We start from the raw sequence: 11,884 nt of genomic DNA on the forward strand, positions 1-11,884 counted from the left end.
AGTTGATGCAGTACTGACCCCCTGTTCGGGCCGACCTGAGCGTTTATGGGAGTTTGCGCCTTCGGTAGGGCCATTTGATGGCCCGCTCTCCTGCAGTGGGGCGATTGTAGGCGGGGCTTGCGCAGGTGCCAACTGCGGAATTAAGGCCAGCGTGCCAATGGGATAATCGCCTGTTGATTTGCCGCAGGGCGATCGTTCCACAACAACAGGGGACCTCATGATCCTGGTTACCGGCGGCGCCGGTTTCATTGGCGCCAATTTCGTACTCGACTGGATCGCAAACAGCGACGAGCCTGTCGTGAACCTCGACAAGCTGACCTACGCCGGCAACCTCGAGACGCTCGCATCGCTCAAGAACAACCCGCAGCACATCTTCGTGCAGGGCGACATCGGCGACAGCGCCCTGGTCGACCGCCTGCTGGCCGAGCACAAGCCGCGCGCCGTGGTCAACTTTGCCGCCGAGTCGCATGTCGACCGGTCGATCCACGGCCCCGAAGACTTCGTGCAGACCAACGTGCTCGGCACCTTCCGCCTGCTCGAATCGGTGCGCGGCTACTGGAGCGCGCTGCCGGCCGACCAGAAAACGGCCTTCCGTTTCCTGCATGTGTCGACAGACGAGGTCTACGGCTCGCTTTCGAAGACCGACCCGGCCTTCACCGAAGAGAACAAGTACGAGCCCAACAGCCCGTACTCGGCCAGCAAGGCCGCCAGCGACCACCTCGTGCGCGCCTGGCACCACACCTACGGCCTGCCGGTCCTCACCACCAACTGCTCCAACAACTACGGCCCGTTCCACTTCCCCGAGAAGCTCATCCCGCTGATGATCGTCAACGCGCTGGCCGGCAAGCCGCTGCCCGTGTACGGCGACGGCATGCAGGTGCGCGACTGGCTGTACGTGAAGGACCACTGCAGCGCCATCCGCCGCGTGCTCGAAGCCGGCCAACTGGGCGAGACCTACAACGTGGGCGGCTGGAACGAGAAGCCGAACATCGAGATCGTCAATACCGTGTGCGCGCTGCTGGATGAGCTGCGCCCCAAGGCCGACGGCAAGCCCTACAAGGAACAGATCACCTACGTCACCGACCGCCCCGGCCACGACCGCCGCTACGCCATCGACGCACGCAAGCTCGAAGCCGAACTTGGCTGGAAGCCCGCCGAGACCTTCGACACCGGCATCCGCAAGACCGTCGAGTGGTACCTCGCGAACAGCGAGTGGGTGCGCAACGTGCAAAGCGGCGCCTACCGCGAGTGGGTCGAGAAGCAATACGACGCAAAGGCCGCGGCATGAAGCTGCTGCTGCTGGGCAAGGGCGGACAGGTCGGCTGGGAGCTGCAGCGCAGCCTTGCGCCGCTGGGCGAACTGGTGGCGCTCGATTTCGACAGCACCGATTTCCACGCCGACTTCAGCAGGCCGGAGCAATTGGCCGAGACGGTGCTGAAGGTCCGCCCCGACGTGATCGTGAATGCCGCAGCACACACGGCCGTTGACAAGGCCGAGAGCGAACCCGAATTCGCGCGCAAGCTCAACGCCACGTCGCCCGGCGCGGTGGCCCAGGCCGCCCAGCAGATCGGCGCGCTGATGGTGCACTACTCGACCGACTACGTCTTCGATGGCAGCGGCAGCAAGCCCTGGAAGGAAGGCGACGCGACCGGCCCGCTCAGCGTGTACGGCCAGACCAAGCTCGAAGGCGAGCAGCTGGTGGCGCAGCACTGCCCGCGCCACCTGATCTTCCGCACAAGCTGGGTGTACGCGGCACGCGGCGGCAACTTTGCCAAGACCATGCTGCGCCTGGCCAAGGAGCGCGACAAGCTGACCGTCATCGACGACCAGTTCGGTGCGCCCACTGGTGCCGAGTTGCTGGCCGACGTGACGGCCCATGCCATCCGCGCCACGCTGCAGGATCCGGCCAAGGCCGGGCTCTATCACGCGATTGCGGGCGGTGAAACGACATGGCACGGCTATGCGCGCTTCGTGCTCGAAATGGCGCAGCAGGCCGGCGTCGAGCTCAAGGCCGGCCCGCAGGCTGTCGAGGCCGTGCCGACCAGCGCCTTCCCGACCCCTGCGAAGCGCCCGCACAACTCGCGTCTTGACACCACCAAGCTGCAGACCACTTTCGGCCTGCGCCTGCCGCCTTGGCAGGAAGGCGTTGCGCGCATGCTGCGCGAGACGCTGTGAAGAACATCCACGAAAAGAAAAGCATGACCAAGACGACGCAACGCAAAGGCATCATCCTGGCCGGTGGCTCGGGCACTCGCCTGCACCCGGCAACGCTTGCCATGAGCAAGCAACTGCTGCCGGTGTACGACAAGCCGATGATCTACTACCCGCTGAGCACGCTGATGCTCGGCGGCATGCGCGACATTTTGATCATCAGCACGCCGCAGGACACGCCGCGGTTCCAGCAACTGTTGGGCGATGGCAGCCAGTGGGGCATCAATCTGCAGTATGAAGTGCAGCCCAGCCCGGACGGGCTTGCGCAGGCTTTCATCATCGGGGACAAGTTCGTCGGCAACTCGCCCAGCGCGCTGGTGCTGGGGGACAACATCTTTTACGGCCACGATTTCGTGAACCTGGTCGCGGACGCCGATGCCAAGACTTCCGGCGCCACGGTATTCGCTTATCACGTGCAAGACCCCGAGCGTTACGGCGTGGTGGCCTTCGACGCCAAGGGCAAGGCCAGCAGCATCGAAGAAAAACCCCTGAAGCCGAAGAGCAGCTATGCGGTCACGGGGCTGTACTTCTATGACAACCAGGTGGTGGATATTGCAAAGGCTGTGAAGCCGAGCGCACGGGGCGAATTGGAGATCACGGCCGTCAATCAGGCGTATCTGGATCGCGACCAGCTCAATGTCCAGATCATGCAGCGCGGCTACGCTTGGCTCGACACCGGTACCCACGATAGCCTGCTTGAAGCCGGGCAGTTCATTGCGACGCTGGAACATCGGCAGGGATTGAAGATTGCGTGCCCGGAAGAAATTGCCTGGCGCAACGGGTTCATCGACAACGCGCAGCTTGAGAGGCTCGCCGCGCCGCTGGAGAAGAGCGGCTACGGCAAATACCTGAAGCGGTTGCTGAGCGACGAGGTGCGGTCATGAAGGCAACGCCGACTGCAATTCCTGAAGTGCTCGTGATCGAGCCCAGGGTGTTCGGTGATGCGCGCGGTTTCTTTTTCGAAAGCTTCAACCAGAAATCGTTCGACGAGGCCGTTGGCCAGCATGTCGATTTCGTGCAGGACAACCATTCGCGCTCGACCAAGGGCGTTCTGCGCGGACTTCATTATCAGATCGAGCATGCTCAGGGCAAGCTCGTGCGCGTGGTCAGCGGCGCTGTCTTCGACGTTGCTGTGGACATCCGCCGATCGTCACCCACCTTCGGACGATGGGTCGGCGTCGAGCTTTCAGAAATTAACCACAGGCAGCTATGGGTGCCAGCAGGATTTGCCCACGGATTCCTCGTGTTGAGTGAGACGGCCGACTTTCTCTACAAGACGACGGACTACTATGCGCCGGCCTACGAGCGATGCATTCGTTGGGATGATGCATCGATCGGCATCGAGTGGCCTGATGTCGGTTGTGCTCCTGTTTTGTCCGTCAAGGATGCGGCAGGGGCCCAGTTCGATGCGGCTGAGGTGTTCCAGCGTTGACCATCGGGGGGCGGTCACCGGGGACTGTCATGAACCAAGCTAGGCCAGCCTAGGCTGAACCGATAGGTTGAGGCTTTTATCTTCAACTCATCCGAAGGTGGAATGACGCCTTTGTCCGGCGTGAGCAGAAACTCCTTGGCTCTTATCCGTTGGTTAAAGAAAACGCGCACTCCCCAGGGCGCTGGCACCAGTCTGAATTCCCTGACGCGGATCAACGGCTTACCATCGGCGAGCATATGATGGTCGCCGAGGTAGATTTCGTTGAAGCCGCCGGCCAAGCCGTAGAAGTCGATGAAATCGATCCCGTCCCCATTGGCCGAGAAGGAAATGCTGTTGCCTGGGCCGACTTTTTTGATCGCAATTGGCGACGCCGGCTTTACCTTGTATTGCACGGCCAGCATCGCGGAGACCGTGATCAGGACAACCAGCAAACGAATAGCGAGTCTCTTGGCGCGTGCAGTTTTGGAAGCTTCAAATATCCATCGGACCACGAGCCAACCGAAGAATGCAAGGTACGGAAACATCCATTTGAAGTAGTGGATGTTGTAGTAACGATAGACCCCATTGGGCAGCAAGTCGCCATAAGGCGCATACAGACAGAACTGGAGGCAGATCGCTGCCGCCATCATGCGAAGCAGCGCTGGGCCACGCGCCAAAGCGGCAAGCGTGCCCACAATACCCAATATCAGCCATGGAAAATGCGTGACCAGCGATCCGTTCGGCTCCAGAAAAAACGTGTTCGAATCAAAGACCAGCGAGAAGATCTTCCGCGGCAACTCTAGAGGGAAGTATCCGGAGCCCACAGCTGTCGACTTGAAATAGCCGCCCAGTATCTGGCCGTAGACCTTTAGGTTGAACAAGAAGAACAAGCCGATCCCGATGAGCAGGCCTGCACCGAGCGCGATGACTTGAGCGAACAGGAGTGCGTTGCGTTTTGGCGCTGCTGCCCCGCTCATGCACAGGCTTTTGTACGAGAAATAGAGGTATGCCGGATAGAAGACCGCAGCGGCTCCTGTATCTACCGGACGAAGAATGACTAGCAGGCTGAATATGCCTGAAAAGCAAAACGCCTTGATGCTTTCCAGCGCTATGCCGCTGTTCAGCTTTTCCTGCTTCGACTTTCGGAGAAGCTGATAGATGGTTGCTGCATAAATAACCGCGGTGCCAGTTGTTGTCCACGGGATCGCGAAGTTGAGAATGATGATTTCGTTGAAGTACAGCGAAATCGCAAGCAACAAGAATGCTTCGAGCTGCGATACGTAACGCGTTGCGAATGCAACGAAAACGTATGAAAACGCCAGGACGCCTAGCAGGTTGAAAAAGAAGAAGGGATGTACAGGCAGGACCGGCAGGAAGATCGAACCGATCGCCGGGTATAGCGGCGGATACGCATGCTTGCCGGGAGAAAAGTCTCCTGCCCTGATGGCGGCTGCTGCCTTGATGTATTCCCCTTGATCGAACCAGCCCCACCACCCTCTGGGGTACTCGAGGTTGTTACCTGGCAGCGCCGGGTGGTTCAAATAGAAGTAGCAATAGACCAGCGCGCCCAGACCCAAGACCAGCCAGATCGGAACTCTCGTCTCTCTCAGAAATTTCATCTGTTCAGTGCCCGGCCGCAGTGTCGGAACGAGTGGCCGGAATACCTAAGAAGGCCAAGCACTTCATCTCGTGCCGGCCCTGGGTGATGTTCTGCAGGATCAACCCGCACGTCAGGGCGAGCATGGCCATTAGCATGAGCGATGCGGACAGCACTGCCGTGGGGAGCCGGGGAACGTTCCCTGCTTCTAGATACTGGATAAGAAGCGGGAAAGCGAGTACAAGCGCGGCAATGCAGAACGCAGCGGCCCATGCACCGAAGAATGCAATGGGGCGCTCACTCGCGTGAAGCCGGATGATCGTTTTGAGGATGCGCCAGCCGTCACGGTAGGTAGACAGCTTGCTCGCCGATCCCTCGGGGCGGGATCCATACGGCGTCATCAGTTCTCCATAGGGCATGCGCAGCTCAAGCGCGTGGACCGTCAACTCGGTTTCGGTCTCGAACCCCCGCGACAGTGCCGGGAAGGACTTGGCGTATCGACGCGAGAAGACCCGGTATCCCGAGAGCATGTCGTTGAAATCGCCGCCGAAGATGCCCTTGACGCTTCCGGTAAGCATCTTGTTGCCCCATTGATGGCCGCGTCGATAGGCGGCGTGGGCTTCTTGCGCGCTTGTTTCCCGACACCCGACGACCATATCGAGCCCTTCGTCGAGGAGTTTGTCTACCATCCGGCAGACCGAGGATGCATCGTATGTCCCGTCGCCGTCCACCATCACGTAGACATCCGCTTCGGTGTCCGCGAACATGCGCCGCACGACGTTACCCTTGCCGCGCAAGGTGACTGTCCTCACTTGGGCGCCTTCGGCTCTAGCGACTTCGGCCGTGTTGTCGCTCGACATGTTGTCAAAGACGTAGATGTCGATGCATGGCATTGCAGCCCGAAAGCATCTGATCACACCCGCAATGGTAGGATCTTCGTTGTAGCAGGGAACGATCAGCGCAACGCGCTGCCCCCGGTAAAGAGTCGTCGACATGGACTGGCTCATGATGTTGTTGTGGTTGATTGAAGCGGGAGGCCGGGGATTCTCGGTTCGGGCATGCTCTCTACATGCTGTCCTGGCAAACGAGTGTCAGAGCATTCTCGAGAGGGTTTCCGAAAGCGTGGGCGGAGCAAGGTTGACACCGCAATCACGGAGCAAGGCGTTCAGCTTGCCGGGATCGCCGCAGAGGCGATGTACCTCGTTCCTGCGTACGAAGGCAGGATTGATCTCGACATCCATACAATGGTCAGTGATCTTGTTGAAGCATGCGATCACCTCGCGGAGTGTATAAGGTTGGCCCGAGCATACGTTGTAGGCTTCGCCAGGGCTGCCGTGCTTCATGAGGCAAAGATATGCATCGCACACCATCTGCACATCGTTGAACTCGCGTTCTACGTCCAAATTGCCCAGCGATATGGAGTCAGCCTTCTCGGCAAAATGCTTGGCGAGCTTTGGAATGACGAAGTTGACGTCTTGACCGCGGCCCGTATAGTTGAACGGGCGTGCGATGACAAGGTTCAAGCGGTCAGCGAAAGTCCCGGCCATGTATTCCATTGCCAGCTTGCTCATCGCGTAATGGTTGACCGGCGCTGGCGGCTGGGTCTCCGCCAGCGGCGACTGCTCGCTGTTGCCATAGATGTTCGCGCTGCTGGCGAGCAGCACACGATGCGGCGCTGAGGGCAATCGGGTCAGCGCTTCGAGCAGGTTCGTCGTGCCGACTACGTTTACCGCGTAGAAGGCACTGTTGTCAGCGTGCCCGACGAAGCTGATTGCCGCCAGGTGGACGACGACTTCCGGTTGCACTGAAAGTACTTCCCGCTCGAGCGTCTCCCGATTCGTCAGGTCTGCTTGCATCGGGACCACCTCATGCCCGGCAGCCATCGCCCGATCGGAAAAGTAGCGACCGGTGAAGCCGTCTGCGCCGGTCAGGAAGATCTTCAAAACGAAAAGCCTTTCCTGTTTCGCTCAAGGTCAGCTTCGACCATCATCTGGCAGAGTTCCTCAAGGGTCGTGCTGGGCTCCCAGCCGAGCTTCTGCTTGGCCTTGGCCGGATTGCCGATGAGCAGTTCGACCTCGGCCGGACGGTAGAACTTGGGATTCACGCGCATCACCGTCTTGCCGGTAGCCGTATCTACGGCCGACTCGTTTTCTCCGCTACCCTTGAACTCGACCACGATGCCGGCACCTTTGAAGGCCATGCTCACGAAATCACGAACCGTTTCAGTGCGGTTGGTTGCAAGCACATAGGTATCTGGCTCGTCGACCTGCAGCATGCGCCACATGCCTTCGACATATTCCTTGGCGAAACCCCAGTCACGCTTGGCATCCAGATTTCCGAGCTCCAGCACATCGAGCTTGCCGAGCTTGATCTTGGCAACGCTGTCCGTGATCTTGCGCGTCACAAACTCGCGGCCGCGCAGCGGGCTCTCGTGATTGAACAGAATGCCGCTGCACCCAAAGATGTCGTAACTCTCGCGGTAGTTGATCGTCATCCAGTGCGCGTAGAGCTTGGCAACGCCGTAGGGGCTACGCGGATAGAAGGGCGTATCTTCGATTTGTGGCACTGCCTGGACTTTCCCGAACATCTCGGAAGTCGAGGCCTGATAGAAGCGAATCTTTGTGTTCGTCAGCCGGATGGCCTCAAGCAGGTTCAATGCACCTACACCGGTGATCTGCGCCGTGGCCGCCGGCTGGTTGAAGCTGACGCCCACAAAACTCTGAGCGGCAAGGTTGTACACCTCGTCGGGCGCGGTGTCGCGGATCAGCGCCAGGGAACTGCCCAGGTCGGTCAGGTCGTATTCGACGAGGCGCAGGTTGGGGTTGTTCTGAATGCCGAGTTCTTCTATGCGCCAGAAATTCACCGAGCTCGTGCGGCGGTAGGTTCCGTAGACAACGTAACCTTTGGCCAGCAGTAGTTCCGCCAGGTACGCCCCGTCTTGGCCGGTGATTCCAGTGATGACAGCTATTTTATTCATGACTCAACTCTTAGAGGGTTTGGGGTTGGGGTTGCGGGGTGTGTTGGGTGCGTCCATATCAGCACACCGAACCAGCTTCAGCAGTTCTTGCGTGGTTTGGCGCCAAGTCAGGTATGGCATCGTGTCCGACTTCGGGTGGGACTGTGCCGTGAACAAGGTGGACCAAGACTGGATCGCGTCTGCCAGTGCATTTCCCGTGATTCCGTGGAAGTAGTATGCATTTTGCCCTGCAACCTCCTGGAATACGGGCAGGTCCCTCGCGATGATCGGGATCCTGTGGCGTGCAGCTTCAATCAAGGGGAGTCCGAAGCCCTCGCCCTCCGAGGCCGCGATCAGGCAGGTCGAGGCACTGTAGATCCGTTCGAGATACTCGTCGCTGATGCTCTCCAGCCAAAAGAGCCGCTTGCCGGCCTCGGGATGTTTTCGTAACCGCTCGGCCAGTTCGTCGACAAGCCAGCCCTTCTTGCCGACGATGACCAGATTCTTGTCCACGCCGCGCTTCCAGAGCAGGTCGAAAGCGTCCAGAGTCTGGGCGTATCCCTTGCGTGGTTCGATTGTTCCTACAGCCAGGAAGCTTGGGCGCGCCTTCAGTGAATCAAGGGTCTGCGCAGCATTCGCCGGCAAGCCTCTACTTGGGGCCGAGCTTTCAATATCCGCGCCGATATGGAACCAGTCAATCTGGAAGTGCTTCAATCGGGCGGGGTGGGCCTGCCGCATGTAAGCAGTGAGGTCATCTGCGACGGCCTTCGAAATACAGAGACCTCCGTCGTAGGCTGAAATGACGTCGAGCCACTGGCTGAACCAATGAGCGGAACCGTCGACGAAGTGCTGCGGCATCTGAACGCACAGCAGGTCGTACACGACGAAGAGTATCTTGACGCCCGCGTTGTGCATTGCATCAAGGGTGTTTCTCTTGGCGGACACCATATGTGGGTGAAAGTCCAGGCCAAGGAAAATGTCCCCAGGATAGAAGTCGACAACTTCGTCGGAAACGTTCTGCCGAGTGTGTTCCCCCCGGAATTTGCTCAGAAAACTGCGTGCTGCGAAATAGCCTGTTGTCTCCATCGTGGCGTAAACGGGGACGATCTCAAAGTCGGCAGGAGGATTCTCTAGCAGTTCTTTGAGGATGCTTCGGGTTACGCGCTGAATGCCGGTCTTGGAGTCGTGGCGCGCGAGTTCCGAGATATCGACAAAGAGGCGGGTGCCAGATGTGGCAGGCTGAATGCTCGATGTGATGCAACGGGCAATTATGGCGACCTGATCATCGGTCTGGTCCCTAAGGAGGGGGCCGAGTGCAGCGGTCAGACGACTTGTGATGGCCTTGGCGGTCAAAGCCGAGCCAGAGGACGAGACGGCAGTCTCAGTTACCGCTTCCATGACGAGGTCGTAGACTTCGTCGACCGAAATATCGGATAGACAGTGAAATTCATACTGGCATTCGGCTCGCGTCGCAATGTGGCAAGGAGAGCAAACGGCCTCCCGGTGAATGACGAAGCTGTTCTTGAACACCGGCGCCCATTCGGCTGCTGTTTCGTGGCCGCCGTAGACACCGATCACCGTCAAGCCTAGATATGAGGCAAGATGAGTACCTCCCGAGTTGTTGGCAACACAGACAGAATTGCGCGCAACCGACTCCATCAATGCGGGAATGCTCAGTCCTGCGTGTGCGACCACCTTGGGAGAAGGATCGAACGTGTGCCTGCGTGCTTCAGTCTCTGACGCAAAGAAGATGTTGACTTCCGCCACGCTCTCTGCGGTGCAGAGCCTTGACACCAGCGCCTGAAACTTTGCAATCTCCCATTCCTTGACATCGTTGCCTGCGTAAGGGAACAACGCGATGGCGCCCTTCTGCCGTTCCGTAGAAGCGAAAAGCCGAGGCAAGGAAATGAAGTCGCTCGGATCTGCGGGGAGCGCGTCGATCAACGCAAGCATCTGGTTGCTGATGGAGGTGCGATTCATCGAGGTTTCGAAGAACGGCACGTCCTGGACCGCGTCCAACGCAATATCTAACGCGGCATCGATCGTCGGGTCGAAGGTTTGGTAGCCGGCCTTCAGCTCGGCCTTGATGCCCGTCAGCACGAAACGTGTGTCGCTCTGCCTGCGCAGGTCGATAGCGATATCGTAGGTGCCGAGTTGGGCGAAGAAAGATTGCAGTTCCTCACGAGCCACCGACGCCTGATTCGCGGATTGCTTCTTGAAGTAGTCCAGCGTGTGGATCTTGTCGAAGAAGGGAAACATCTTCGCTAGATCGAGGTTCCAACTGCCAACCACGATCTCCAGCGTTGCATCGGGGTAGCGCGCCTTCAGCTTGGCGATGGCGGGCACTGCAAGGATCAGATCGCCCAAGTGGTCGAGCTTCAGCAGCAGGATATGCTTTGGATTGGGCTGGAAGATGGTCGTCTTCTCGATGCGCGAGAGACGCAAAGTGCCTTGCGTCGCTTTCCGCGCATCAAATCGTTCAAGAGCCTCGATGGCTTTGAGTGCGCTCTTGTCCCAAGAAAACGCGGCCGCCTGCATCACGGCATTGCGCAACAGAAGTGCACGAAATGCCTCGTCCGTCAGGGCTCGAAGCATCTTGTCCTTGATTGCGACGATCGACTCCGGGTCGAACATCGCCTCGCTGGAACCGATGACTTCGGGCAGGCTGGTGCTGTTCGCGGCAATGACCGCGGCACCGCATGACATGGCCTCCAGCGGCGGTATCCCAAAACCCTCGTGGGTGGACGGAAAGACGAAAAGCTTGCACATGTTGTATAGCGCAAGCAGTTCGTGATCGGAGATGTACCCGGTAAAGCTAAGCTCTTCGGCACCCATTCCGGCTTGTCTGGCGTGAGCCTGCAAGGCCGTGACTTCGCCGCTGGGCATGCGGCCAGCCATGACAAGTCGGTGGGTTTGGCGAACGTCATGGGGGAGCTGCGAATAGGCTGTGACCAGGCGGGTGAGATTCTTGCGCTCGTCCGCGCCGCCCGTGTAAAGCACGAACTCCCGGTCAATCGAGAACTTGGTACGAATAGACTGCTGTTCGGCTTCGGTAAGGGCGATCTTCTTGAAGGAAACATCACAAGCACCCGAGATGTTCGTAACGTCTTCGGGAGCAAATGAAAGTCCCCTCAGTGCCTCACTGCGGGCGCTCTCCGAAATTGCCAACAAGAGCTTGCTGCGCTTGAGCGACTCGATCTTGCGTGCGTAGTATTCCTGCCGAAGCGGACTGGAGCGAAAGTGAATATCGGGATTCAGCAGCGGAATCAGGTCGTACAGAATGACTGCCGTGGGCGTCTCGGAGTCGAAATGACCGATGCTGACAACCGCATCGTCGCCGAGCCCTTCAAAGAGGCTCGTCACCAGCACCACATCCGGCCTGAGTGATAAAAGGAACGCTTCACGTACATGCTCCGCAATCTCGCGACGCGTGCCATTGGCCGGATCGAGTTCGCGCGCAGGGCCGAGCGAATTCCAGACGCGGATGCTCTTGCGCGGAAGAATCCCCGCAAATGCTTCCCTGATGGGGGCAATCGAATCGGGCAGTAGTCCGTTCAATGCCAGTATGACATCGTGGTTCTTTGCTGCTCGTGCGATGGCCAGAGCCAGCGAAAGGCTGTACCGTCCGATGCCGCGAAATCGGCTTTCGGTCTGAGCCCCTTGCATGTCAATAATGATTCGCATCGGATCTATTGGTATTTGACGTGAC

The 11,884-nt window shown here is 59.0% G+C and carries 9 protein-coding genes and 1 riboswitch; of the genes, 4 read left to right on the forward strand and 5 right to left on the reverse strand.

The window, feature by feature from the left end; all coding sequences use genetic code 11:
- Positions 1-14: 14 nt before the first annotated feature.
- Positions 15-103: riboswitch (glycine riboswitch) on the reverse strand.
- Positions 104-217: 114 nt separating this feature from the next.
- From rfbB to rfbC, 4 genes are read left to right on the forward strand one after another with little or no spacing between them, the layout of a single operon-like run.
- Complete coding sequence (rfbB, locus tag QRN67_RS21460) at positions 218-1,288, forward strand: dTDP-glucose 4,6-dehydratase (protein WP_285413484.1); 1,071 nt, start codon at positions 218-220, stop codon at positions 1,286-1,288.
- On the forward strand, positions 1,285-2,175 hold the full coding sequence (rfbD, locus tag QRN67_RS21465; RefSeq protein ID WP_285413485.1) for a dTDP-4-dehydrorhamnose reductase: 891 nt from the start codon (positions 1,285-1,287) through the stop codon (positions 2,173-2,175). Before rfbB ends, rfbD begins: the two co-directional genes overlap by 4 nt.
- Positions 2,176-2,198: 23 nt before the next feature.
- Positions 2,199-3,095: a glucose-1-phosphate thymidylyltransferase RfbA gene (gene rfbA / locus QRN67_RS21470; RefSeq protein WP_285413616.1), complete on the forward strand. Its 897-nt coding sequence runs from the start codon at positions 2,199-2,201 to the stop codon at positions 3,093-3,095.
- Entirely contained in the window at positions 3,092-3,643 is a 552-nt protein-coding gene (rfbC, locus tag QRN67_RS21475) for a dTDP-4-dehydrorhamnose 3,5-epimerase (protein WP_285413486.1), read from the forward strand. The genes rfbA and rfbC overlap by 4 nt, the downstream gene beginning before the upstream one ends.
- A gap of 14 nt (positions 3,644-3,657) precedes the next feature.
- Here the strand turns inward: rfbC and QRN67_RS21480 are convergent, their stop codons facing one another.
- The 5 genes from QRN67_RS21480 to QRN67_RS21500 all read right to left on the reverse strand — a co-directional run bounded on the left by QRN67_RS21480 (position 3,658) and on the right by QRN67_RS21500 (position 11,859).
- Positions 3,658-5,241: a hypothetical protein gene (locus QRN67_RS21480; RefSeq protein ID WP_285413488.1), complete on the reverse strand. Its 1,584-nt coding sequence runs from the start codon at positions 5,239-5,241 to the stop codon at positions 3,658-3,660.
- A gap of 4 nt (positions 5,242-5,245) precedes the next feature.
- A complete protein-coding gene (locus QRN67_RS21485; protein ID WP_285413489.1) occupies positions 5,246-6,226 on the reverse strand; it encodes a glycosyltransferase in 981 nt (326 codons plus the stop codon).
- A gap of 84 nt (positions 6,227-6,310) precedes the next feature.
- Positions 6,311-7,162: a GDP-mannose 4,6-dehydratase gene (locus QRN67_RS21490; RefSeq protein ID WP_285413490.1), complete on the reverse strand. Its 852-nt coding sequence runs from the start codon at positions 7,160-7,162 to the stop codon at positions 6,311-6,313.
- Positions 7,159-8,196 carry a GDP-mannose 4,6-dehydratase gene (gmd, locus tag QRN67_RS21495; protein ID WP_285413491.1) on the reverse strand — a complete coding sequence of 346 codons (1,038 nt, stop codon included), beginning with the start codon at positions 8,194-8,196 and terminating at the stop codon, positions 7,159-7,161. Before gmd ends, QRN67_RS21490 begins: the two co-directional genes overlap by 4 nt.
- Positions 8,197-8,199: 3 nt before the next feature.
- Positions 8,200-11,859: a glycosyltransferase gene (locus QRN67_RS21500; protein ID WP_285413492.1), complete on the reverse strand. Its 3,660-nt coding sequence runs from the start codon at positions 11,857-11,859 to the stop codon at positions 8,200-8,202.
- Between the last annotated feature and the right edge of the window lie 25 nt (positions 11,860-11,884).

Origin of the sequence: Variovorax sp. efr-133-TYG-130, assembly GCF_030208835.1 — a bacterium.
In the GTDB taxonomy this organism is placed as follows: Bacteria; Pseudomonadota; Gammaproteobacteria; order Burkholderiales; family Burkholderiaceae_C; genus Variovorax.